A 24,096-nucleotide genomic window follows, 5' to 3' on the forward strand; every position below is an offset into this window, starting at 1 on the left:
GACGAAGGGCGAGCCATGCGCTTGGAAGGCGTTTCCACCGCGGTCACCGGAGGGGCCCGCGGACTCGGGCTGGCCACGGCGCGGTCGCTGGTGGCCGCGGGAGCGAAGGTGACGATCATCGACCTGCCGGACTCGGGCGGCGAGGCCGCGGCCGCCGAGATGGGCGACGCGGCCCGGTTCGCGCCCGCGGACGTGACCGACGCCGGCGAGTTCGCCGCCGCGCTGGACGTGGCTGAGGAGCGCGGCGGCCTGCGCGGCCTGGTGCACTGCGCGGGGGCGGGGCGGAAGATCCGGCTGCTGGATCGCGACGGCGCGCCCGGTTCGCCGGAGGACTTCGAGTGGACCGTCCGGCTCAATCTGTTCGGCTCCTTCAACGCGCTGCGGCTCGGCGCGGAGCGCATCGCCCGGCGGGACGAGAGCGACGGCGAACGCGGCGCGATCGTGCTGACCGCGTCGGTCGCCGCCCACGAGGGCCAGATCGGGCAGATCGCCTACACGGCCGGGAAGGCGGGCGTCGTCGGCATGACGCTCACCGCCGCGCGGGATCTGGCGAGCCGGTCCATCCGCGTCTGCACGATCGCCCCGGGGATCATGGACACCCGCCTCCTCGCCCGGATGCGCGAGGACGTGCGGGCCGCGCTGCACGCCGGCGTCCCGCAGCCCTCGCGGCTGGGGCGCCCCGAGGAGTTCGCGGGGCTGGCCCTGCACGTGCTGGAGAACGGCTACCTCAACGGCGAGACGATCCGGCTGGACGGGGCCCTGCGGATGGCGCCCCGCTAGCGTGAAGCCGTGGACCTGCAGCAGCTCGAGTACTTCCTCGCCGTGGTCGACCACCGGGGCGTGAACGCGGCCGCCGCGTCGCTCGGCGTCGCGCAGCCGACGATCTCCCAGGCCCTGCGCAAGCTGGAACGCGAACTCGGCGCGGAGCTGTTCCACCGGATCGGCCGGGGGCTGGTGCCGACGTCCGCCGGGCACGCGCTGGTCGGCCCGGCACGGCGCGTCCTGCGGGACGTCGTCACGGCGGAGGGCGCGCTCGCGGACACGGGGGGCCGGCCCCGGGGGCGGCTGGACATCATCGCGATCCCCGCGTTCTCCGCCGGCCCCCTGCCGCGGCTGGTCGGCGCGTTCCGCCGCGAGTACCCGATGGTGTCCGTCCGGATCGGGGACCTGAGCGACGAGACGGCGGTCGCGTCGCTGCTCCGGGACGGGCACTGCGAGATCGTCGTCTGCCATCTCCCATACCCGGAGGGCGCCACCCTGCGGGTACTGGAGCTGGGTGTCCAGGAATGGTGGCTGGCGTTCCCGCCCGGCTCCGCGGTGCCGCCGGACGATCCGCTGCCGCTGGCCGCGCTGCCGGACGTGCCGCTGGTGATCGTCCCGCGCGGCGGGTCGCAGGCCGGGGAGATCGAGCAGGCCATCGCGGCGGCGGGACGCGCGGCGCGGGTGGCGGCCGTGGTCCGGGGCAGGGAAGCGCGGCTGCCGTTCGTCCTTGCCGGGGTCGGCGGGACGTTCCTGGAGCGGTCGCAGGCGGAGGCGGCCAGGGCGCGTGGTGCGGTGGTCCGGGCGGTGGAACCCCGGATCAGCCGCGCGTACGGTCTCGTCTACGACGAGGCCGCGCTGTCCCCGGCGGGCCGGGCGTTCGTGTCGCTGGCGGGCTCCTGAGCGGCGATCGCCTGAGCGGCGACGTCCAGGAAGGCCCTCGCGGCAGGGGAGAGCGGCCCCGGGCGGTGCACCAGCCCGATCCGGCGCCGGATGGCCGGCAGGGTTGCGCGGACGGCGACGTCGTCGAGGCACGCCTCGGCGAACCCGCGGGGCAGGAACGCGGCGCCCGCGCCGTGACGGACCAGTTCCCAGACGGCCTGCCGGTGCACGCACTCCACCACGACCCGCCCGGCGGGCGGCGCGCCGGACTCCACGACGACCGGGAGATCCTCCACGGCGTGCAGCGGGACGGGATCGGGCAGCCCGGCGGCCAGCTCCGGCGGCAGCACGAGGACGGTCTCCTGCGCCCACAGTTCGACGGTCCGCAGGGCGCCGGTGGCCGCGGGCAGCTCGAGGAGACCGATCTCGGCCTCCCCGGACCGGACCTTCGAGGTGACGTCCGGTCCGCCACCGCAGTCCAGGACGGTGACCAGCAGGCCCGGGTGCCGTCCGCGCAGTCCGGCGGTCAGCGCGGGCAGGGGGTCGAGGGCGAGGGCGGCGAGCGCCGCGATCTCCAGCCGTCCCGCGCCGAGACGGGCGACGTCGCGGACCTCGGCGCGGGCGTGCGCGAGGTCGGCCAGCACGCGCCGGGCCGGGACGGTGAACGCCTCACCGTCCCGGGTGAGCACCAGGCCGCGTCCCGTCCGCTCGAACAGCTCGACGCCGAGTCGCCGTTCGAGCGTCCGGATCGCCTGGGACAGGGACGGCTGCGCGATGTAGAGCGCCTGCGCCGCCCGGGTCACCCCGCCGTGGTCGACGACGGCGACGAAGTACTCGATCAGCCTCAGCTCCACCGCACGGCCAGGGCCCTCAGGTGGCGGCCTCATCGCGGAGCCTGGTCTTGAGGACCTTTCCGCTGGGATTGCGGGGGAGGGACTCCACGATCCTCATGCGGCGCGGCCGTTTGTAGGCCGCCAGGTGGGTCCTGCTGAAGTCCTCGACCTCGGCCTCGGTGGGCGGGTCGGAGGGGTCGGCGGCGACGATCACCGCGAGGGGGGTCTCGCCCCACGTGGGGTCGGGGACGCCGACGACGGCCACCTCGGCGATCTTGGGATGGGCGGAGAGGGCGTTCTCGACCTCGGCGCAGTAGATGTTCTCGCCCCCTGAGATGATCATGTCCTTCTTGCGGTCCACGACGTAGAAGTAGCCGTCCTCGTCCTGGCGGACCAGGTCGCCGGAGTGGAACCAGCCGCCCCGGAAGGCCTCGGCCGTCTCGGCGGGCCGGTTCCAGTACTCCTTCATGATCATGGGGCCGCGGTAGACGATCTCGCCGACCTCGCCGCGCGGCACGTCGTTCATGTCGTCGTCCACCACCCGGGCCTCCACGTTGAGGATGGGGGTGCCGACCGAGCCGATCTTGCGGACGGAGTCCTCCCCGCGCAGCAGCGTCGTGACCGGGCTGCACTCAGTCTGGCCGAACGCACTGCACACGTCCGCCGCGGGGAAGGTGTCGATCATCTTCCGGAGCAGGCTCGTGGAGGCCGGCGCGGCGCCCCAGGAGAGCCGCCGCAGCCGGGAGAGGTCGAACTCCGCGAGTCCGGGGAGGGCGCACACGGCCTGCCACTGCGCCGGGACCATGAAACAGGACGTGACGCCCTCGTCCGCGAGCGTCCGCACGGTCGCGGCCGGATCGAACCCGCCCGACGGCGGGATGATCGACGTGCCGCCGATGATGAGGCCGGGCAGCAGTCCCGACAGCCCGGCGATGTGGAACAGCGGCGCCGCCGACATCCACACCCGGTACGGTCCCGTGTCGCCCTGCGTGAGAATCGAGCTGAAGGCGTGCAGCAGCAGGTTGCGGTGGGTCAGCACCGCGCCCTTGGGCGCGCCGGTCGTGCCGGAGGTGTACATGATGAACGCGGGCGCCGTGTCGGGCACCGCGCGCTCGACGGGGTCCGGCGGTGCCTCGGCGAGCACGGCCTCGTAGTCCCCGCCGATCGTCACCACCGACGTCACCGACGGCGCGGTGGCGCGCGCCGCACGGATCAGGGGGGCGAACGCCGCTTCGGCGATCACGGCCGCCGCGCCGCTGTCCCGCAGCACGTAGGCGACCTCGTCGGCCACCAGCCGGAAGTTCACCGGCACCGCGATCGCGCCGAGCCGCAGCGTCGCCAGCCACGCCTCCACCACCTCGACGCCGTTCAGCCCGAGCACCGCCACCCGGTCCCCGGCGGAGACGCCGCGTGCGGTCAGCGCGGCGGCCAGCCGGTTCACGCGCCCGTCCAGCTCGCGGTAGGTGCGCCGGGAGCGGGCGTCGATCAGGGCCTCGGCGGCGGGGTTCACCCGTGCGTGGCGGGCCACCAGGTCGCTCATCGTCATGCCGTGACCGGGCAGGGTCATCGTCGTTCTCCTCTCGGCGCGTCCAGGACGTGCGCGGCGATCAGCTCCCGGTGGGCCTGGGGGGACCCGAGGAACGCCCGCGTGGAAAGGGCCCGCCGCAGATGCAGATGGGCGTCGTGCTCCCAGGTGAACCCGATTCCGCCGTGGACCTGGACGTTCGTCTTCGCCGCGGCGGTGTAGGCGTCGGAGGCGAAGGACTTGCACAGGCTCGCCAGCGCGGGGACCTCGCCGGGTGCGTGGTCCACCGCCCAGGCCCCGTAGGACGCGGCGGCGGAGGCGGACTCGTTGTCCACCAGGACGTCGGCCAGCATGTGCTTGACGGCCTGGAACGAGCCGATCGGACGGTCGAACTGCTTGCGGATCCCCGCGTACCCGACGGCCATGTCCAGGCAGCGGTTCGCGCCGCCGGCCTGCTCACAGGCCAGCCCGATCGCGGCGGCCGCCAGGGCCCGCTCCAGCACCGGCAATGCTCCGCCTGGCGGGCCGACCGGTACACCGGGCGACGCGCGCAGAATCACGGTGCCGAGCGGGCGTGTGGCGTCGAGCGCGTCCTGGGGGATATGCCGGGACAGGTCCCCGGCGCGGACGGCGAACAGCGTCGGTCCCTCCGGCGCGCGTGCCAGGACGAGCAGCAGGTCCGCCACCGGCGCGTCGGTGACGAAGTGCTTGGCTCCGTCCAGGACCCAGCCGCCCGCCGCCGGGCGCGCGGTCGTGGTGAGTTCGGCGAACGACCAGTCGCCCGCCTCCTCCACCAGCGCCGCCGTGGCGACGCTCTCGCCGCGGACCAGGGCGGGCAGCCAGGCCCCCGCGTCGTCCCCCGACTCCAGAAGGATCCGGGCGGCCAGCACCGCCGAGGAGAAGAACGGCACGGGGGCGAGCGCCCGCCCGAGCTCTTCCGCCACCACGGCCAGGTCGCCGAAGCTGGCGCCCGTCCCGCCGTACTCCTCGGGGACGCCCACGGCGGTCAGCCCGAGCTCGCGCACCATCCTGTCCCAGAGCCGGCGACCGTCCGCAGGGTCGCCCTCGTAAGCGGCGCGTGCCGCGTGCGCGTGCTCACCCAGGAGACTGCGGAGCGTGTCGCGCAGCGCGAGCTGCTCCTCGCTCGGTCCGAACCTCATGCCTTCCCGCTTTCGGCTCGGGGCTCCCGGGGCAGACCCAGAACCCGTTCCCCCAAGGTCGTTCGCTGAATCTGGCTGGAGCCCCCGTAGATCGTCCCGGCGCGGGCCGTCAGGAACGCGCGCTGCCAGGCCGACGGGCTGTTCGGCGATCCCAGCGGATCCGCCCCGACGGTCGCGACCCCCGGCGGCCCCGAACCGACCATGGCGTCCATGCCGAGCACGTCCATCGCCAGCTCGGTCACCCGGGCGTGGTACTCGGCCGAGTAGAGCTTGAGGATGGAGGACTCCGGTCCCGGCGCGGCACCGGAGTGCGCGGCGGCGAGGGTCTTGAGACCGAGGATCCGCAGGATCTCGACCTTCGACCAGCACCACGCGAGACGCTGCCGGACGCGGGGGTCGGCGTCCAGCGCCCGCTCCCGGACCATCTCGGCCAGCCGCTCGAGCTCGATCCGGTAACCGGCGTACAGCGCGCCCGACGCGGCTCCGCGTTCGTACCCCAGCAGGGTCAGCGCCACTTTGGCGCCGCCGCCGCGCGGCCCGACGACGTGCGCCGCGTCGGTGCGCGCGCCGGAGAAGAACACCTCGCAGAACTCGGCCTCGCCGGTCATGGTGCGGATGGGCCGCACGTCCACGCCGGGCTGCTCGGTGGGAACCAGCAGCAGGGACAGCCCCCGGGCCCTGGCGGCGCCGGGTTCGGTCCGGGCCAGCACGAACATCCAGTTCGCCGAGTCGCCCGCGGTCTGCCACACCTTCTGCCCGTTGACCACCCAGGCGCCGTCCTCCAGCGACGCCGACGTGCGCAGCGCGAACAGGTCGCTGCCCGCCCCCGGTTCGGAGTAGCCCTGCGCCCAGCGGTGCTCGCCGGACAGGATCCGGGGGATGAAGTGGCGCTTCTGCTCCTCGGTGCCCCAGTGCAGGATCGTCGGGCCGATCAGCGAGAAACCGAACGGGTCGCTGGGCAGCGGCAGCAGCGGCACGCCCGCGTTGACGAACTCCTCCTGCAGCGCGTACTGCTCCAGCACCGTCAGGCCGGCGCCACCGTACTCCTTCGGCCAGGCGATCCCCAGGTATCCGTGCTCGCGCAGCGTCTCCCGCCAGCGCGGACGGAACTCGGCGCGCTCGGCCGCGCTCAGCGCGCCGATCCCGCGCCAGCCCGGCGGCAGCCGCTCGGCCAGGAATCCCCGCACCCTCCGCCGGAACGCCTCGGTCTCCGGTGTGCCCGCGAGATCCATCAGACCTCGCCCTTGCGGGCCGGGCGCACCGGCCCGGCGCCGCGCCACCCGGGCAGGCCGGCGGCCTCGGTGCCGAGCGGGAGCCCGTCGGGGTTCACCTCGGCCCAGTGCGCGTGGTTGAGGGAGTGCAGGCTGAAGCAGGCGGCGAGGGCGTTGCCGAAGCCCTGCTGGTCGAGGGTCTGGTTCACCGACTCCTTGATCAGCAGCGCGGTGACGGTGGGGACGGCCGCGAGCCGCCGCGCGAACGCCAGCGTGCCGGCGTCCAGGCGTCCGGGTTCGAACACCTTGCTGACCATGCCGATCCGGTGGGCCTCGTCGGCGTCGATCGAGTCGCCGGTCAGCAGCAGCTCCTTGGTCCTGCGCGCGCCCATCTCCCACGGGTGCGCGAAGTACTCCAGCCCGCACATGCCGAGCCGGGCGCCGACGACGTCGGCGAACGTGGTGCCCCGCGCGGCCACGATCAGGTCGCAGGCCCACATCAGCATGAGCCCGCCCGAGATCACCGGTCCGTGCACCGAGGCGATCGTGATCTTCCGGAGGTCGCGCCACCGCCTGGTGTTCTGGAAGTAGTGGTGCCACTCCTGGAGCATCCTGCGCTCGGCGGCCGCCCGCGTCCCGCCGTCCCGGTCGTAGCTGGGATGGCGGCCCGGGCCGTGGCCGCGTTCGGCGCGGTCGTCGGACGAGCCGAGATCATGGCCGGAGGAGAACGCCTCGCCCTCTCCCCGCAGGACGACGACCCGGACGGCGTCGTCGGCCTCGGCGCGGCGGAACGCCTCGTCCAGCTCGACCAGCAGCCCGCGGTTCTGCGCGTTGCGGTGGCGGGGGCGGTTCAGCGAGATGACGGCGATCGCGCCGTCGTCAGCATCGGTGTCCTCGGTGGCGTTCTCGGTGGCGTAGGTCAGGTAACGGCTCATCACGCACTCCTCGGACGTGAAAGGGAGGCCAGCACCTGGGCGGCGGCCCGCTCGCCGGACCGGACGGCGCCCTCCATGTAGTTCATCCAGATCACGGAGGTCTCGGCGCCCGCCCAGTGCACGTGCCCGCACGGCTCGCGCAGCGCGGCGCCGTACCGGGTCCAGGCTCCCGGGGGGAGGTTCGAGCCGTAGCAGCCGCGCGTCCACTCCTCGGCAGACCAGCTCACCTCGGTGTACTCGCGGGGTTCGGCGGCCTCCGGTCCGAACGTCGCGGCGAGGCGGTCGAGCACGGCGGCGCGGCGGGCGGGAGCGTCGAGGGCGCCGAGCCGGCGGGCCTCGTCGCCCTCGACGAAGGCGACGAGGATGCCCGGCGTCCCGGACGGGGGAGAGTCGTCGAAGGTGACCGAGACGGGCCCGTCGTCGGTGAGGGACCGGCCGTTGGAGTCGTGCTCGCGCCAGAACGGGCGGTCGTACACGGCGTGCGCCTTGATCGTCGCGCCGGGTGCGGCGCGCTGGTGGAGCTGCGCGCGGGGGACGGGCAGCGGCGGGCTGAAGGCGATGCGGTCGGCGATCGCGATCGGGACCGCGACGATGACGCGGCGGGCCAGGACGCCGCCGGCCCCGTCGCCCCCGGTCCGCACGGCGGCGCCGTCCACGCTCTGTTCGATCGCCAGGACGGGCCGGTCGAGACGCACGGTCTCCGGGCCCAGCTCGGCGGCGATCCGCTCGGCGACCGTCTGCGCGCCGCCGGTGAACCGCCGCTCCTGGGCGTCCTGGAGCAGGGCGGTGAGGGAGCCGGCCGAGCGGATGTAGACCAGCGCGTGCAGCAGGGAGAGCTCGTCGGGTTCGGCGGTGAAGATCCCGGTGGTCAGCACGCGGAGCAGTGCCCGCGAGGCGGGGTCGGTCACGTGGGAGAGGATCCAGGTCTGGAGCGTTTGCGCGTCCCATTCCGCGGCGCTCGGCGCGGTCCAGGGCTCCTCGGGGGGAAGTGACGCGGCCAGCCGGTCGAGTTCCTGCAGGGCCTGGTCGGCCTCGGGCATCTCGGTACGGCCGCGCCCGGCGATGGAGTACCGGGTCTCGCCGCCGGAGTAGGTGGGAAACGTCGTGACGCCCAGCTCCTCGGCCAGCAGGGCGATGCGGTCCTGACCAGGGCCGATCCACTGCCCGCCGTGGTCGACGACCGCGCCGCCCGGCAGCGGACGGCTCCAGGTACGGCCGCCGACACGATCGCGCGCCTCGAACACGACCACGCCGCGCCCGGCCGCGCGCAGCGCCCGGGCGGCGGTGAGGCCCGCCAGCCCGGCGCCGACGACGGCGACGTCCACATCAGGGATCATGTGCGGCCCTTCTTGGTCAAGTGACTTGGTCTGCTGACCTATTATTTCGGCCGCGTCCGCCCTGTCAACCGCCCCATGAGTGCGCGGCGCCCCCGGGTGCGCGACGAAGACGCACGTCAGCCTCTTGACACCCCCGGTCGCCAACGTGAGACTGAGCACAGTTGATCGCATGACCAAGTCTTGTGACCTAGATATTCGACCCGAGGAGAGGACGCGACGTGGGACGACTGGACGGCAAGGTCGCCTTCATCACCGGCGCGGCACGGGGGCAGGGCCGCGCCCACGCGGTGCGGCTGGCCGGGGAGGGCGCCGACATCATCGCCGTGGACGTCGGCGCGGACGGCGCCCCCGGCGGCGCGGTCGGCAGCGTCCCCTACCCGCTGGGCACCGGCGCCGACCTCGCCGAGACCGCCCGCCTGGTCGAGGCGGCCGGGCGCCGGGTCGTGCACGGCACCGCCGACGTCCGCGACCTCGCCACCCTGGCCGCGGTGGTCGACCGCGGGGTGGAGGAGTTCGGACGGCTCGACATCGTGGTGGCCAACGCCGGAATCTCCAGCCCCGCACCCACCCTGGAGATGAGCGAGCGGGTCTGGCAGGAGATGATCGACATCAACCTGACCGGGGTGTGGAAGACCCTCAAGGCGTCGGTCCCGCACATCATCGGCGGCGGGCGCGGCGGCGCCGTGGTCATCACCAGTTCGGCCGCGACCGAGGGCGTGTACGAGGGCCTCGGGCACTACAGCGCGGCCAAGGCCGGGCTCGTGCCGCTGATGCGCGTGCTCGCCAAGGAGCTCGCCCCGGACGGGATCCGCGTCAACACCGTCCACACCGGGACGGTCGTCACCCCGATGATCCTCAACGACGCGACCTACCGGGCGTTCCGTCCCGATCTGGAGAACCCGACCCGGGAGGACTTCGACGAGGCGGTCCGCGCCGTCAACAGGCTGCCGTTCGGGGCGCTGGAGGCCGGCGACATCGCCAACGCCGTCCTGTACCTGGTCTCCGACGACGGCCGGGGAGTGACCGGCGCCAAGCACTTCGTGGACGCCGGCGTCAACCTCTAAGGAGAGCATCATGACCGACCCGTACCTGGACGCCACCGCGCTGGCGGAACTCGTCCGCACCGGACAGGCGACGCCCGCCGAACTGGTCGGGCAGGCGATCGAGCGGATCGAGGCGGTGAACCCCGAGATCAACGCCGTGATCGTCCCGCTGTACGAGAAGGCCCGGAAGGAGGCCGCCCGGGTGCCGAAGGACGCGCCGTTCGCGGGCGTCCCCTACGTGCTCAAGGACCTGACGGTCCACTCGAAGGGCGACCCGTACTCGGCGGGGTGCGCCGGGGTGAAGGCGGCCGGGTACCGCTCCGACCACGACTCCCACTTCGTGACCGCGATGCGCGAGGCGGGCTTCGTGCTGATCGGCAAGGCCAGCACCTCCGAGATGGGCATGTACGAGTCGACCGAACCGCTCGCCTGGGGCCCGACCCGCAACCCGTGGAACACCGGGCGCTCGGCCGGCGGCTCCAGCGGCGGGTCCGCCGCGGCGGTCGCCGCCGGGATGGTGCCGGTGGCCCACGGCAACGACGGCGGCGGCTCGGTGCGCAGCCCCTCCAGCCAGTGCGGCGTGGTGGGGCTGAAGCCGACCCGGGGACGGGTGTCGTCCGGGCCGATGGTGGTCGAGTCCGACACCGTCTGCGGGATGGCCACCGAGGGGCTCATCACCCGCTCGGTCCGGGACGCCGCGGGCATGCTCGACGCGGTGAGCGGGCACCGGCCGGGCGACGGCTACTGGGCGCCGCCGCCGTCCCGCCCCTTCGCCGCCGAGGTGGGCGCCGATCCCGGGCGGCTGCGCGTCGGCGTGCTCACCGTCGACCCGACCGGCCAGATCACGATCGACCCCGAGTCGGTCGCGGCCACCCGCGCGGCCGCCGACGCCCTCGCCGACCTCGGTCACGACGTCTCCGACGGCTACCCCGAGACGCTGCGCGAGGGGATGTGGCCGATGGAGTGGTTCGGCTGCGTCGGCGTCGTGATCGCCCGCGAGTTCGACTGGCTCGGCGAGCAGATCGGGCGGCCCATCACCGAGGCCGATGTCGAGCCCGCCACCTGGGCGTACATCGAGCAGGGCCGCGGGGTCGGCGCGATCGCCTACGCCGCGGGGATCGACGCGCTGCGCAACCAGGCCCGCGAGATCGAACGCTGGTGGGAGGAGGACGGCTGGGACCTGCTGCTGGCCCCCACGATCCCCGTGCCCACTCCCGAGATCGGGCAGCTGGCCGCGACCGCCGACGACCCCTCGGCGTCGGTCGCGATGTGGATCCTGCAGAACACCGTGCTGTTCAACGTGTCCGGTCAGCCCGCGATCTCGCTGCCGCTGCACGAGCGGTCCGACGGGATGCCGCAGGGCGTGCAGCTCGCCGCCGCCTACGGCCGCGAGGACGTGCTGCTGCGGGTCGGCGCACAGCTGGAGGCCGCGCTGCCGTGGGCGGACCGGCGTCCCCCGCACGGCGTGCGGTGACCGGGGCCTAGCCTCGGGGCAGCGCGAGCAGCACCATCGCGTCGGCCAGCAGATCGATCTGGCGGCTGCAGGCGGCCCGGTCCCGGGACGCCGCGTACTCGAGCGTCATCCCGTCGAAGCGGTGCAGGACGAACCGGACGATCTCCTCCACGGTGATCGCCGGTTCCCGGCCCTCGGCCTTGACCGCCAGCCGCAGGTTGTCGGTGAGCAGCGCCCGCCCGAACGGGTCCCAGACCGCGTACACCTCGGCGGGGTCGCCGCCCCGCCGGATCCGGGCCATCCCGGCCTCGGTCAGCGCCATCTGCAGCCCGATGTTCTGCTGGTACCAGTCCCACATCGCGGCCACGCTCGCCCGGATCGTGGCCTCGACGCCGAGGCCGGGGTCGACGCTCGCGAAGGCGTCCTGGAGCATCGCCGCGCCGCGCTCCATCACCAGGTGGATCAGCTCGTCCTTGTTGCGGAAGCAGTAGTGGATCGCGCCCAGCGGGGCGTCCGCACGCTCGGCGATCTTGCGGGTGGTCGTTCCGGCGAGGCCGTCGGTCGCCATGATCTCGACGGCGGCGTCGACGATCTGCCGACGGCGCTCGTCGGCTGCAAGGTAAGCCACCGCACCCCCAGGTCCGACAGGTTCTGGTCAATTGAACAACTTCAAGTGTAGACGCACGTCCGGAAAGGGCTCACCGTGGAAACCTTCACCCGCCACTACATCGACGGCCGCCGCCAGGCCGCGGGGACCGGCCGGATCGCCGTCGGCGACCCCGCCACCGGCGAGGTGATCGGCGAGGTCCCCGCCGGGACCGCCGCCGACGCCGACGCGGCCGTCGCGGCGGCGGCCCGCGCGTTCCCCGCGTGGTCGGCGTCGCCCCGCGCCGAACGCGCCGCCCTCCTGGAACGCCTGACCGGCCTGCTCGCCGCGGCGAGGGAGCGGCTCGCGGCGACGATCGTCGCCGAGGTCGGCTCCCCGGCGTCGTTCGCCGCCGCCGTCCAGGTCGGGCTTCCGCTGGCGACCTTCGCCGGCCAGCCGGGACTGCTGGAGGAGATCGCCTGGCGGCGGGAGGTCGGGCACTCGGCCGTCGTCCGGGAGGCCGCGGGCGTGGTCGTCGCGATCACGCCCTGGAACTACCCGCTGCACCAGATCGCCGCGAAGGTGGCCCCCGCCCTCGCCGCCGGGTGCACCGTGGTGCTGAAACCGAGCGAGGTCGCGCCGCTCAACGCCTTCCTGCTGGCCGAGGCCGTGCACGAGGCCGGGTTCCCGCCGGGGGTGTTCAACCTCGTGTGCGGGACGGGCGCCGAGGTGGGCGAACGCCTGGTCGCCCACCCCGACGTGGACGTCGTCAGTTTCACCGGCTCCACGGCGGCCGGGCGGCGGATCGGCGCGCTGGCCGCCGCGACCGTCAAGCGGGTGCACCTGGAACTGGGCGGCAAGTCGCCCACCGTGGTCCTGGACGACGCGGACCTGGAGGCCGCCGTCGCCGACGGCATGGTCAAGGCGTTCGTGAACTCCGGCCAGACCTGCACGGCGCTGTCCCGCCTGATCGTGCCGCGTGCCCGGCTCGCGGAGGCCGAGGAGATCGCCGCGGCGGCCGTCGCCAACCACCCGCTGGTCGACCCCGCCGCGGAGACCGCCGGAGTCCGGCCCACGGTGCTGGCGGACAAGCTCGGGCACATCGGCTTCACCTTCGCGCTGGGCCCGCTGGTGTCGGCGGCGCAGCGCGAGCGCGTCACCGGCCACATCCGCGCCGGCGTCGAGGAGGGCGCGCGGCTGGTGGCGGGCGGCCCCGAGCGGCCCGGCGGCTTCGACCGCGGCCACTACGTCCGCCCGACCGTCTTCTCCGGCACGACCCCCGGCATGGCGATCGTCCAGGAGGAGATCTTCGGCCCGGTGCTGTGCCTGCAGGCCCACGACGGCGACGACGATGCCGCGGCGCTCGCCAACGGCACGCGGTACGGCCTGTGCGCGGCCGTGTGGTCGGCCGACACCGGCAGGGCCGCGGCCTTCGCCGGACGGCTCCGCGCCGGCCAGGTCGACGTCAACGGCGCCCGGTTCAACCCGTTCGCGCCCTTCGGCGGCTACAAGCAGTCCGGTCACGGCCGGGAGCTGGGGGTCTGGGGACTGGAGGCGTTCCTGCAGACCAAGAGCCTTCAGCTCCCCTGACAACAGCGCGACGTGGTCTCGGCGCAAGCCCGATCAGGGGGTGGTGAGCGCGGCGAAGGCCTGGTCGAGCAGTTCGGCGAGGTCGAGTTCGCCGTCGGAGGCCGTCCAGTGGGCGACGGCGATGCTGAGGCAGTCGAGCGCGGCGGCGGCTCGTACCTCCGGGGCCAGTGGCGTGGGGCGGTCGTGGCCTGAACGCCGGCTGAGGGCTTCGGCCAGGGCGGGCAGCCAACTGGCCCGTTTCTCCAGCTGCCGGACCCTGAGAGCCGGACTCTCCTGGACGAGCCGGGCCAGGGCGAGGGCGCTGCCCGGGTTCTGGCGGTAGCTGTCGATGAAGGGGTCAAGGGTGCGGCGCAGCGCCGTCCAGTCGTCCTCGCCGGCGGGCCTGGCGCGCAGCGCGGCGGCGGCCTGGACGCCCTGGACGTCCATGGCCCCCAGGACGGCCTCCTCCTTGCTGCCGAAGTAGCGCAGGAAGGTGCTGCGCGACACGCCGGCGGCGGCGGCCACATCGCTGATCGTGACCTGCTCGAAGCCGTCTCGGCGGAACAGCTCGATGGCCACCTGGGCCAGTTCGGCCCGGATGGCCGTACGGGCGATGCTCCGGGTCGTCGCGCGCTTGGGGTCCCCCACGGTCGAACAGTACCAAGCGGGACGCACGTTCCCGAATGTGAGCATGAGCGGCTAGAGTGACACTGAGTTTCAGTTTGAAAACGCAGGTTCGGCAATGGCAGTGCTTGCCTGGTCCGACAGGGACAAAAGGAGACCGTGGATGTCCACCGCCGATGTGTCGAGCAAGTCCCTGGCCGAGCTCGTTTCCCTGGAGGGGCGGCGCGCGGTCGTGACCGGGGGAGGTCGCGGGCTGGGCAAGGCGATCGCGTCGCGGCTGGCCGAGGCCGGCGCCGACCTGCTGATCGGTGACATCGACGAAGGGCTCGCCCTGTCCGCCGCCGGGGAGCTCGCCGAACGTCACGGTGTGCGCGCGATCGGTGCCGCCATGGACGTCACCGGCGCGGCGGCCGTGGCCGCGGCGGCCGACCGCGCGGTCGCCGATCTCGGTGGGCTCGACATCTGGGTGAACAACGCCGGGATCTTCCCCAGCGTCCCGCTGCTGGAGATGAGCGAGGAGACCTGGGACGAGGTGTTCGCGGTGAACGCGCGCGGCGTCTTCGTCGGTGCGCGCGAGGCGGCACGGCGCATGGCGGCCGCCGGAACGGGCGGGGTCATCGTGAACATCGTCTCGACCGCCGGTTTCCGCGGGAGCGCGCCGGGCCTGGCCGCCTATGTCGGGTCCAAGCACGCGGTCCGCGGCCTGACGCGCGAGCTGGCCCTCGAACTCGCCCCGATGGGGATCCGGGTGCTCGGAGTGGCACCGAGCTACGTCCCCACGGAGGGCAACATGATGGCGGCCGCCGCCGTGATGACCGACGACACCCCGCCCACCGACCTCATGCTGACCGGCCCGATCGGCCGGAGCGGCGCGCCGGACGACATCGCGCGCGTCGTCCTGTTCTGCGCGTCCGACCTGTCGGCCTTCATGACCGGCAGCACGCTGCTCGCCGACGGCGGCGACACCGCCTGAGCCGGCGGCGCCGCCAGCCGATCCGGCCGGCCCGCGGATGCTACGACTCTGAGGTGAAGTGGACCAGTTCGATGCGCACGCCGTCCGGGTCGGCGACGAACAGGATGTCCACGGAACCGTTCCCCTCCGCGGGCTGATGCGTGCGGGAGGACTCGATGACGGTTCCGCCGAGTTCCACCAGCCGGGTCTCGGCCGTGCGCAGGTCGTCCACGAGCACCGACAGGTGGGTGAACCCGATCTGCCGGCGGTTCGCGGGCGGGACGCCTTCGGCCCGCGGATTTCTCCAACCGAGCAATTCGATCTTCGTCGCCCCGTTGACGATCATCTGGGACCGGACGTTCACGGGCGGCGGTGTCTCAAGTAGCTGGGCGAGCGCGTCTCCGATGTTCCACCCGTCGGAGACCTCGAACCCCAGCCCCTCGGTATAGAAGCGAACGGCCCGCTCAAGGTCGGACACGCACAGAGCAATGTGGGAGACGGCGGAGAAGCCGCTTGCCGACGACGACATGATCCTCCTCGATCAGTGGTGGCGGGGGGTCATCCGAGGACGAGCGGGAGGGTCTCCCAGCCTCGGACCGTCGAGGTCTGGCCCAGCTTGGCGTTGTCCCAGTCCACATCCCACGCCGGGAAGCGCTTCAGGATCTCCTCCATCGCGATCCTGCCCTCCAGGCGGGCCAGGGCCGCGCCGAGGCAGTAGTGGCCGCCCAGGCCGAAGGTCAGCTGCTGGCCGATCTCGCGGCGGACGTCGAACCGGTCGGGGTCGGCGTGGCGCCGGTGGTCGCGGTTGGCGGAGCCCACCATGAAGAGCAGGGCGCTGCCGGCCGGGACCGTGCCGCCGTGGAACCGCGCGTCCTGGTTGACGTAGCGGGCGATGAAGTGCCCGGTGGGCTCGTAGCGCAGGATCTCCTCGATGGCGTTGGGGATCAGGCCGGGGTCGTTCACGAGTTCGCGGCGCTGGTCGGGGTGGCGGGCCAGCACGGCTCCGATCCAGCCGATGAGCCGTCCCGTCGTCTCGTTGCCGGCGTTGGCGACGACGTTCACGTAGGTCAGGACCTCGTCGCGCGTGAGCGTGCGGGTCCGCCCGTGCTCGTCCTCGAACTCGGCATTGAGGAGATCGGTCATGAGGTCGTCGGACGGGTGGTCCCGGCGCCAGTCGACGTACTCGCCGAAAGCCTCGTTGGTGAGGGTCGCGGCGCCCTCGAACCGCATCTTCCCGCCGCCCTCGGTGCGCAGGGCGTCGTCGGCCATGTCGCGGATGGCCGGCTGGTCGGCCTCGGGGATGCCGAGGAGCATGCCGATCACGCGCATCGGCATCTGGGCGCCGACCGCCTCGATGAGGTCGAATCGGTCGGTGCCGACGAGCGGGTCCAGGACGGCGGTGCAGAAGTCGCGCACCCGCGGTTCCAGCATGCCGATCCGCCGCGGGGTGAAGACGCGGGAGAGCAGCCGCCGGTGGATGTCGTGGATGGGCGGGTCCTCGAAGATGAGGGTTCCGGACGGGATCTCGAAGCCCGACTGGATGATCTCGAGGATGTCCCCGCGGGAGGAGGAGAACCTCTTCCAGTCCGGCAGACCGCGTTCGCAGTCCTCGAAGCGGCTGACCGCGTAGAAGTCGTACTTCTCGTTGCGGTAGAGCGGCCGCTCTTCCCGCAGCCGCCGGTAGAGGGGATACGGGTCCTGTGCGTATGTCGCGTCGTAGGGGTCCCAGTAGATCTCGCCGCCGGTCTCCATGACCTGGCCTCCCGGAATCGTGTGGATGTCCCATGCGCGTTCGACGCCGACGGTTGGAGGAAGCGCAGACCGCCCGCTGGTCGGGCACGAGGTCCGCCCGCGGCGACGCCGATGTCGTGACGGCCGGCACCGTGTGCTGAACGACTGTTTAACACTCCCGCCGGAGGGCGTCAAGGACGACGGGACGCCTCGCCCCGTCGGCCCGGCGCCGTCGACGTGGACCTGCACGCCGATCAGCGGGCTCACAACGAAGAGGAAGTGTGGCGCCCCCGCGTCGGTCATCGGAACGACCGCAAAGGGAACTGCCGAGAATCCGGGAATGAATTGTTTCCTGCTGCCGATGGCGATCTCGAGATGAGCGGTGGGGGCGTGGGCGCGGGGTGAGCATTTCGGCGGCGGTGCGTCCGAATTAGGAGCCGGCGCCGTTTTCGCGGGCGGGGCCGCGGCCGTGGTTGCAATATGCCCCCGTCCGAGGGGGATGCCCGATATGGCTAGGCCCCAGGGGCGTGTCAAGGCTTATAGCGCATTCCGCGGATGCTGAGGAGCGATTTTCCGAAGCGGGGACTCCGAGGGTGAGGTCCGGCATCATCTCTTGGAGCACGTGGACACCTTCTCCGTCCCCCGGACGGCCCACTCCCAGCCACGCGAGGGAACTCCCGCATGACCGTGACCCCGGGCTCGACCACTGCCGACACCGACGTCAAGGCCCAGCGGCCGCTCCAGCGCCTGTGGATGCAAGGCGAACTGCACAGTAGCCCCGCCGATCCGGTCGGGGCGCTGGCCGCGCAGCTGACCCGGCAGGCCGACGACGACGAGATCACCATGAGGCCGTGGAAGGCCACCGGTTCCGGGACAGGGGGGCTGGTGACGACGGCGTCCTGGCAGGACCCGGTCGCGGGCCTGGTGATCGTCGCGCTGGCGCTCCGCGAGGCGACCGCCGCGGAGGGCGAGGGGCGGGTGGAGTGGGGGCTGAGCGCGTTCGCCGACTCCGGCTGGAGCGGCGCCGTCACCTCCCCGCTCAACATGCTCGGGTTGAAAGGGGCCGGCGTGCACGATCTCAGCGGCGTGCCGCTGTTCGACGGTCCGATCGTGGTGACCGACGCCCCGCAATGGGTCCAGACGCTGTCGCCGCTCGTGGCGACCGGGCGGTTGATAGCCATGGGCGACGAACACGAGCATCAACGGATCGCCCGTGCGCTGGCCGATCCGGCGCGCAGCACCGCCGTGCTGGTGGTCGCGATGCACGCGGGCAGGATCCCCGACGGCGGGGAACTGAACGCCGCCGCCTGGCCCGGGGCGTGCACGGTGATGCTGGTCGATGGCCGGGTACGCAAGTACCTGGCGCAGCAACTGCCCGCACGGCCCGTCCCGGTGGGGGGAGCCAGGCTTTTCGCAGCCGCCGCCGGAGCCGAGCAGGACCTGGTCCTGGCCAAGAACGTGGTGCGGCGGCCCGGATGGACGGAACCGCTGTTCGCCATCGCCGCGGGAGCATGCACCGGGCGCGACCCGGACGGGCAGGCCGCCGAGGCCGCCCGGCTTCTGGACGACCACCCGCGGCTGCGGCGCTGCTCCGCCGTCGAGCCAGACCTCGGGACGACGCGCACGCTGGCTTCTACGTCACTGCCGACTTTGCGCGACCACCCCGCCCCGGTCCGTGCCGAGCCGTCGACCCCCGAGCGGGACGATCTCGCCGAGCGAGCCGAAAGGGACAGGGCGGCACTGGCTCAGGCCAGGCGCGACCTCGCCGCCCTGAGTGCCGGCAAGCAGCGCCTGTGCGAGGAGAACCAGCGCCTGCTCGCCGAGATCGCCGAGCTCAGGGAGCAGGTCGAGGCGGCCCGCCCGCAACTCGACCAGATCGCGCAGCTCACCGCCGAACGCGACGCCTACGTGGATGAGTGCGATCTCCTCACCGACGAGCGAGACCTCGCCGTTCGCGAACGCGGTGTCCTCGCCCTGCGGCTGGCCTCCCTCGCCCGTACCACGGAGGCCGCCGCGGATGCCGCCGTCGTCGACGACGGCGCCGTCCCCGGCAGCATGGAGGACCTCCTGGCCCGGGCCGCCCGTCAGTACCCGCTGCTCGACTTCGCCCGCCTCGACATGCGCCCGGCGTGCGCGCTGGACCAGCACCCCAAGGCCGACGCGTGGCGCCGCAAGATCTCCGACGCCCTCGCCTCACTGCACCATTACGCGACCCTCAAACGCGGGCGCCTGGACGCCGGCCAGGAACCCGGCCCCGAACTCGCCAGCTTCTACACCTTTCTCAGGTCCGGGCACACCGGCGCTCTCATCAGCGCTCACATCGCCGCGATGGGCGAATCGGACTGCTCCGAGACCAACGGGCGTTACCGCCAAGCCCGGACGTTCCCCGTCGCCCCGGCCACCGACCCCTCAGGCCGCGCCTACATGGGCGCCCACATAAAGATCGACACCTTGCCTCCCGCGCCCAGGCTGCATTTCCTCGACGACATCGCCGGGCACGGGACCGTCTACATCGGCTACATCGGTGAACACCTGGTCAGCGCCCGCACCAACTAGCCGCTCCGGGACGGGGACGGCGGTGGGTTCGGGGTCAGGAGCGGGCGAGCCACAGGTCGGAGCCGAAGACCTCGTAGTGGACGTCGCGCGCGGCGACACCGCCCGCCACGAGCTGCGCCCGCGCGTGCCGCATGAACGGTAGCGGGCCGCACAGGTAGGCGGTCGCGCCTTCGGGGATCGCGACGTCCGCCAGGTCCATGCGGCCGGTGCGGCCCTGTCCGTCCTCGTGCCCGTCCTGCTCGTACCAGAAGACGCGCTCGGCGCCGGGGAGCGCGTCGGTCAGCGTCTCCATCTCCTGGCGCAGGGCGTGGCCGTCCCTTGAGGAGTCGGCGTGCAGGAGCAGGACGCGGCGTGGCGAGCCGTTGGAGGCCAGGTGCTGGAGCATCGCCACGATCGGTGTGCAGCCGATGCCCGCCGAGGCGAGCACGAGCGGGGTGTCGAGGTCGGCCAGGGTCACGTCGCCGAAGGGGGCCGACAGCGTCAGCTCGGTCCCCACGGCGGCGGTGGCGTGCAGCAGGTTCGAGACCTCGCCATCGTGGGCGCCGCGCACCCGCTTGACGGTGATCCGCCGTGTTCCGTCCGCGCCATGACCGGTCAGCGTGTACTGCCGGAGCTGGTGCACCCCGTCGGGCATCCGCACCCGGACGCTGACGTACTGGCCGGGCAGCGCGGGCGGGAGCGGGCCGTCGTCGAGCGGGCGCAGCACCAGCGACACGACGTCGCGGGTCTCCTCGCGCCGCTCGGCGATCCGCCACCGCCGCCAGGTGCGGCCGTCGTGCGCTCCGGCGGCCGCGTAGAGACGGGCCTCCATGGCGATCAGCCGGCCGGCCATCAGCCAGTAGACCGACGGCCCGTGTCGTGAGCAGTTCGTCCGGGCCCGCCACGGCCAGGCGCATCACGATGCGCAGTGAAATGTCGGTGAAGGCGGTCAGGCGCATATCCCCACGGTAGAACGAGGGGCGGGGCCCTGAGAGCAGGAGCCCGCCCCTCGTCCACCGCGCCGTTCCTCAGAGGAAGGTGCCCCGGGGATCGGCGCCGGATCGTCAGTGGAAGCTGAAGGCGGCCGTCTCCACGTTCGTGGTGGACGGGCACAGGAATCCGCCGGAGACCCTGGTGGCGGTGAACGGGCCGCCGGTGTAGGAGCGGGTCGTCCCGCTGCGGGTGACCGTCACGTTGGTCACGCGGTAGCTGCAGGTGATGCCGAGTCCGCCGGCGTTGATGTCGAGCTGCGGGGTCGAGGCGGTGCCGGGGATGTCGTCGAAGGTGAACGTCGGGGAGCTCGCGAGGGACATGCTGACGCCACCGCCGCACTGCGGGGAGAGCGTGGTGTGGTCGATGGTCAGGGTGTTGGGAGGCGTGTCGCTGGTGGTGGCGTTGGCGAAGGTGCAGGTGAAGCCGAGCGCGGAGAGGGTGCCGTCCACCAGTCCGGGGGCGGCGGCGTGGGCGGGGGCCGCCGTCAGACCGGTGGCGGCGACGGCGACGGCGAGGCCGGCGAGCACAGTGGCGGGTCTCATGCGGGTTCTCCTCCTCGACGCGTGCGGCGGTCCTTCCGCCGCGGGCCCGGCGTGGCGGGGTGCGTACCGGCCTGGGGGAGTGGGAACGGTTGTGGAGGCCGGTGCCGATGCGCCGGGTGTGCATCGCTTTCATGGTCACCGGAGTCACCGGCGAACGGCCCCGTCCCCGGGGGACGGTTTTAATCGACGCTCTGGAGCGTCCAGCCGCAGCGGGCGCACCGGCAGACGTGGTCGCGCGGCGCCAGCACGTCGCGGAGCTGCCGCCTGTTGCCCACCTGGAGCTTGCGCATGGCGTTGGCGAGGTGGAACTTGACCGTGCGGTCGGACAGGCACAGGGTCGCGGCGATGTCCCGGTTGGTGTGACCCGACGCCGCCAGCCCCGCGACCTCGCGTTCCCGCGGCGACAGCTCGTTGCCGTAGGCGGGGCGGCCGCGCCGCCTGTGCGTCGGCAGTCCGGCCGCCCGCATGAGGGGCTTGAGCCGGTCGGCGTCCCAGGGCGCGCCGAGGCCGGTGAACGTGCTCCACGCGTGCCGCAGCGGGCCGGCGTCGGCGGGACGGCCGGCCGCGAGCTTGGCGCCCACCTCGGCCGCGGCGGCGTGCGCGGCCAGCCGCGGGTCCGGCAGCGCGGCGTACGCGCGGCGGGCACGGCGGTAACCGGCCGCGGCCCGGTCCGGGTCGCCGTACCGCTCGTGCACCCGCGCCTCGGCGAAGTCGAGCGCCGCGCGGGCCAGTGGCACGTCCAGGCCGGTGAGGGCGCCGCGATACCGGGGCAGGACGGCGCGGACGACCTCGAGCGGTGCGAACGGCAGCAGCGGCGCCGCCCACCACCACAGGTGCCGGCGCGCCAGCTCGTCCACCACCCGGCGGGTCAATGCGAGGCCGAGGGCCCGGTGCGCATCGGTCGACGCCACCCGGTCGTACTCGGCCACGGCGTGCACGGCGGCGGCGAGCTCCTCACCCGTCCTGTACGGCCCTTGGGCGACGGCGTGAAGGGTGCGGCGGGCCACGTCGAGCCGTCCCTGGCCCGCGCTGATCCGCCCCGCCAGCACCCGCGCGTGCGGTGAAGCGCCCGCCGGGTCCTGGACGAGCGGATCGTCGCCGGAGGGCGACACGGCCCGGTCCTCGGCGCCGAGGTCGCCGGTCGTCCAGCGGATCCCCAGCTCGACCACGCGGAGCCGCCGGTCGTAGGTGTGCGACCGCACCCCGGCGGCCGCGCGCCGCGCCCGCTCCACCAGCTTCAGGGCGTAGGCGCGGTGGCCCAACTGCGCGGCCTCCTCGGCGAGATCGAGCAGACCTTGGACGAGCTGGCGGTTCACCTCGGGACGGTCACCGTGCGCGGGCAGTGCGTCGGCCGCGTGCCGTGCCGCCGGGCTGCCGAGGGCCAGGAGCAGGCGCGCGGTCGTGACCTGGACGACCACGCGCGCCATCGGGTCGTCCGTTCCGGCGAGGGCCGCGTGCGCCTGGCACAGCCGCGCGACCTGCGCGCGGAGGTCGCGGCCGGGCAGTCCGTCCGGCAGCGCGAGGACGGCCAGGGCGATGGCGCGCAGGTCCGGCCGTCCGGCCAGATCGCCGATCGCCGCGCGCAGCCCGGCGAGCGCGGCGGCCCTCTCCCGCCGCGGCACCGTGGACCGCGCCGACGCCCACGCCCTGAGCAGGAGCAACTCGGCCCGCAGTTCCGGCGGGGCGATGTCGTGCTCCAGCGTGGCGGCGAGCAGTGCGGAGGTCGTCCCGGTCCGGTCGACGCCCCCAGAGGCCGCCCAGCCCAGCTTGGCCGCCAGCGCGGGACGGGCGTCCTCGCCGACCGCGTCCGCTTGGAGGACGTCCCGAAGGCAGGCGTGAGCGTCCTCGTACAGGCCGTCCGCGGCGGCGAGTCGGGCGGCGGTTTCGGCGGTCTCGGCCCATCCTTGGACGTCCCCGGATTCCTGGTGATGCGCCGCCGCCCGCACGGCCAGGGCGCCCTGCCCGGTGCGCAGCAACTCGCGCGCCGCGACCTCGTGCAGCCTGCGCCGTCCGCACCCCGGAATCGCCTGGTAGATCGCGAGCCGGGCCAGCTCATGGCGGAACCTCACGGAGCCGCGACCTGGGCCGTGGTCGCGGAGCAGCCCGCGGCCGGTCACCTCGCCGAGGGCCGCGCAGGCTTGTTCGGCGTCCATCCCGGCGACGCGCGCCACCAGCCCTGGCTCGTCCGCCGTGCCGAGGACCGCTGCCGCCTCCAGCGCCGCCCTCTCGGCCGTGCCGAGGCCCGCGACGCGGGAGAGGATCTCGGCGGCGACCGCCGGCGGGACCGGCGCCGACGCCGCGGAGCCGACGCCCGCATCCGCTCCTGCCTCCGCTCCTGCCTCCGCTCCTGCCACCGGGGCGAGCGTCCATTCGCCGTTCACCGGACGAAGGAGCCCGCGCCGCCGGAGCAGCGCCACGTCCTCGCGCACCGCGAACGGCACGCCGCCGTGGCGCTCGTACAGCCGGTCGGCGAGACGGCGCGGCAGGACCGGGCGGGGGTCGTCCAGGACCGCCCGCACCAGCCGCGCCGCACCGGACCTCGTCAGCGGCGCGAGGCGCACGCGCACGGCCGACGGCACCGCCGGAGCCCCGGCGGACGGGCCCGCCGGAGACCGGCAGGTGATCACGACCGACAGCTCCGCCGGCGGCCGCGTGCCGATCAGCCGGAGCAACTCGATCGTTCCCTCGTCGGCCCAGTGCGCGTCGTCGACCACCAGCAGCGCCGGCCCGAGCCCGGCGAGCAGGTCGGCGGCGGCCCGGACGAGCCGGTGGCGGGCCAGCCGCGGATCGTCCAGCGGAGGGTCGCCCAACGGCGGGGGCTCTGGCGGCAGGACTCCGGCGAGGTGCGGCAGGACGGGACGCAGTACGCCGGTGAGCGGACCGAGCCTCCCCGCGTGAGGCGGCCGCGCCGACGCGAGCGCCTCGAACACCGGCGCCAGCGTGCACTGCTCCGGGGCGGGCCACGCCCGTCCGAACAGCCGCTGCCCGCGCGCCGCGGACGGGTCGGCCAGCGCCTCGCGGACCAGTCGCGTCTTCCCGGCGCCCGGCTCGCCCTCCACCACCACGAAGGCGGGCGGCCGGGCGAGCGCCGCCACCACCGCGGCCAGGTCACCGTCGCGTTCCACCAGTGCGGGGTCCTCTGGCGTCATCGGCGGGACCTCCTGCCACTCGGCCGCGTCGTCGCGCACGTTCGGACGCATTATTGTGATCAAGAGTCGGAAATGTTTAACGCGATGCAGAAAAAGACGCTGCGGCCGGTTATCACCACCGCAACAACCCCCTGTCGAATTCCCCGTACCGCGCGTCCGCGTGCCGAGCACCTTGTCACCGGCTCTTCCGGCCCGGCACCGGAGGTGAGGAGTTCGCAGGAAAAGCGTCAAGGGCCCAGGTGCGGCGGCGTGCTAAAAGTCTCTGGTTTCCCGGCCG

General features: G+C 73.5%; 20 protein-coding genes. 7 read left to right on the forward strand and 13 right to left on the reverse strand.

Annotation, left to right across the window (positions count from 1 at the left end; genetic code table 11):
* The first annotated feature begins 15 nt into the window (after positions 1-15).
* Both ACZ466_RS46660 and ACZ466_RS46665 read left to right on the forward strand, forming a co-directional pair.
* Positions 16-780, forward strand: a complete 765-nt coding sequence (locus ACZ466_RS46660; RefSeq protein WP_378279486.1) for an SDR family NAD(P)-dependent oxidoreductase — start codon at positions 16-18, stop codon at positions 778-780.
* A 9-nt stretch (positions 781-789) separates the two neighbouring features.
* Complete coding sequence (locus ACZ466_RS46665; protein ID WP_378279488.1) at positions 790-1,662, forward strand: LysR family transcriptional regulator; 873 nt, start codon at positions 790-792, stop codon at positions 1,660-1,662.
* On the opposite strand, the gene ACZ466_RS46670 is transcribed toward ACZ466_RS46665, so the two are convergent.
* Genes ACZ466_RS46670 through ACZ466_RS46695 form a run of 6 tightly spaced genes read right to left on the reverse strand, consistent with a single transcriptional unit; the run spans position 1,602 to position 8,813 of the window.
* Positions 1,602-2,495 (reverse strand): LysR family transcriptional regulator, encoded by an 894-nt coding sequence (locus ACZ466_RS46670; RefSeq protein WP_378279490.1) that lies wholly within the window; start codon positions 2,493-2,495, stop codon positions 1,602-1,604. The genes ACZ466_RS46665 and ACZ466_RS46670 overlap by 61 nt on opposite strands.
* Before the next feature lie 16 nt (positions 2,496-2,511).
* Entirely contained in the window at positions 2,512-4,041 is a 1,530-nt protein-coding gene (locus ACZ466_RS46675) for a long-chain-fatty-acid--CoA ligase (RefSeq protein ID WP_378279492.1), read from the reverse strand.
* Positions 4,038-5,159, reverse strand: coding sequence for an acyl-CoA dehydrogenase family protein (locus ACZ466_RS46680; RefSeq protein ID WP_378279494.1), 1,122 nt, complete (start codon positions 5,157-5,159; stop codon positions 4,038-4,040). Before ACZ466_RS46680 ends, ACZ466_RS46675 begins: the two co-directional genes overlap by 4 nt.
* A complete protein-coding gene (locus ACZ466_RS46685; RefSeq protein ID WP_378279496.1) occupies positions 5,156-6,391 on the reverse strand; it encodes an acyl-CoA dehydrogenase family protein in 1,236 nt (411 codons plus the stop codon). The genes ACZ466_RS46680 and ACZ466_RS46685 overlap by 4 nt, the downstream gene beginning before the upstream one ends.
* On the reverse strand, positions 6,391-7,305 hold the full coding sequence (locus ACZ466_RS46690; RefSeq protein ID WP_378279497.1) for an enoyl-CoA hydratase: 915 nt from the start codon (positions 7,303-7,305) through the stop codon (positions 6,391-6,393). Before ACZ466_RS46690 ends, ACZ466_RS46685 begins: the two co-directional genes overlap by 1 nt.
* On the reverse strand, positions 7,305-8,813 hold the full coding sequence (locus ACZ466_RS46695; protein WP_378279499.1) for a flavin monoamine oxidase family protein: 1,509 nt from the start codon (positions 8,811-8,813) through the stop codon (positions 7,305-7,307). The genes ACZ466_RS46690 and ACZ466_RS46695 overlap by 1 nt, the downstream gene beginning before the upstream one ends.
* Before the next feature lie 47 nt (positions 8,814-8,860).
* Between ACZ466_RS46695 and ACZ466_RS46700 the strand changes: the two genes are divergently transcribed.
* Complete coding sequence (locus ACZ466_RS46700; protein ID WP_378279501.1) at positions 8,861-9,706, forward strand: mycofactocin-coupled SDR family oxidoreductase; 846 nt, start codon at positions 8,861-8,863, stop codon at positions 9,704-9,706.
* A gap of 10 nt (positions 9,707-9,716) precedes the next feature.
* On the forward strand, positions 9,717-11,159 hold the full coding sequence (locus ACZ466_RS46705) for an amidase (RefSeq protein WP_378279503.1): 1,443 nt from the start codon (positions 9,717-9,719) through the stop codon (positions 11,157-11,159).
* 7 nt (positions 11,160-11,166) lie between these two features.
* Here the strand turns inward: ACZ466_RS46705 and ACZ466_RS46710 are convergent, their stop codons facing one another.
* Complete coding sequence (locus ACZ466_RS46710) at positions 11,167-11,766, reverse strand: TetR/AcrR family transcriptional regulator (protein WP_378279505.1); 600 nt, start codon at positions 11,764-11,766, stop codon at positions 11,167-11,169.
* Between the two features lie 75 nt (positions 11,767-11,841).
* Here ACZ466_RS46710 and ACZ466_RS46715 point away from each other — a divergent pair, with 75 nt between their 5' ends.
* A complete protein-coding gene (locus ACZ466_RS46715) occupies positions 11,842-13,314 on the forward strand; it encodes an aldehyde dehydrogenase family protein (RefSeq protein WP_464041975.1) in 1,473 nt (490 codons plus the stop codon).
* A 33-nt stretch (positions 13,315-13,347) separates the two neighbouring features.
* On the opposite strand, the gene ACZ466_RS46720 is transcribed toward ACZ466_RS46715, so the two are convergent.
* A complete protein-coding gene (locus ACZ466_RS46720) occupies positions 13,348-13,941 on the reverse strand; it encodes a TetR/AcrR family transcriptional regulator (protein WP_378279508.1) in 594 nt (197 codons plus the stop codon).
* Between the two features lie 139 nt (positions 13,942-14,080).
* Here ACZ466_RS46720 and ACZ466_RS46725 point away from each other — a divergent pair, with 139 nt between their 5' ends.
* On the forward strand, positions 14,081-14,890 hold the full coding sequence (locus ACZ466_RS46725; protein WP_378279510.1) for an SDR family NAD(P)-dependent oxidoreductase: 810 nt from the start codon (positions 14,081-14,083) through the stop codon (positions 14,888-14,890).
* A gap of 40 nt (positions 14,891-14,930) precedes the next feature.
* On the opposite strand, the gene ACZ466_RS46730 is transcribed toward ACZ466_RS46725, so the two are convergent.
* Positions 14,931-15,398, reverse strand: a complete 468-nt coding sequence (locus ACZ466_RS46730) for a VOC family protein (protein WP_378279512.1) — start codon at positions 15,396-15,398, stop codon at positions 14,931-14,933.
* Between the two features lie 29 nt (positions 15,399-15,427).
* Entirely contained in the window at positions 15,428-16,621 is a 1,194-nt protein-coding gene (locus ACZ466_RS46735) for a cytochrome P450 (RefSeq protein ID WP_378279514.1), read from the reverse strand.
* A gap of 660 nt (positions 16,622-17,281) precedes the next feature.
* Here ACZ466_RS46735 and ACZ466_RS46740 point away from each other — a divergent pair.
* A complete protein-coding gene (locus ACZ466_RS46740; RefSeq protein WP_378279516.1) occupies positions 17,282-19,156 on the forward strand; it encodes a hypothetical protein in 1,875 nt (624 codons plus the stop codon).
* Positions 19,157-19,190: 34 nt separating this feature from the next.
* Here the strand turns inward: ACZ466_RS46740 and ACZ466_RS46745 are convergent, their stop codons facing one another.
* The 3 genes from ACZ466_RS46745 to ACZ466_RS46755 form a co-directional block, all read right to left on the reverse strand.
* On the reverse strand, positions 19,191-19,988 hold the full coding sequence (locus ACZ466_RS46745; RefSeq protein ID WP_378279518.1) for an FAD-binding oxidoreductase: 798 nt from the start codon (positions 19,986-19,988) through the stop codon (positions 19,191-19,193).
* A 211-nt stretch (positions 19,989-20,199) separates the two neighbouring features.
* The gene (locus ACZ466_RS46750; RefSeq protein WP_378279520.1) at positions 20,200-20,670 is read right to left on the reverse strand and encodes a hypothetical protein; all 471 of its coding nucleotides are present in this window, start codon (positions 20,668-20,670) and stop codon (positions 20,200-20,202) included.
* A gap of 179 nt (positions 20,671-20,849) precedes the next feature.
* Positions 20,850-23,858, reverse strand: coding sequence for a LuxR C-terminal-related transcriptional regulator (locus ACZ466_RS46755; protein ID WP_464041976.1), 3,009 nt, complete (start codon positions 23,856-23,858; stop codon positions 20,850-20,852).
* Between the last annotated feature and the right edge of the window lie 238 nt (positions 23,859-24,096).

This window comes from Actinomadura rugatobispora (assembly GCF_055379765.1).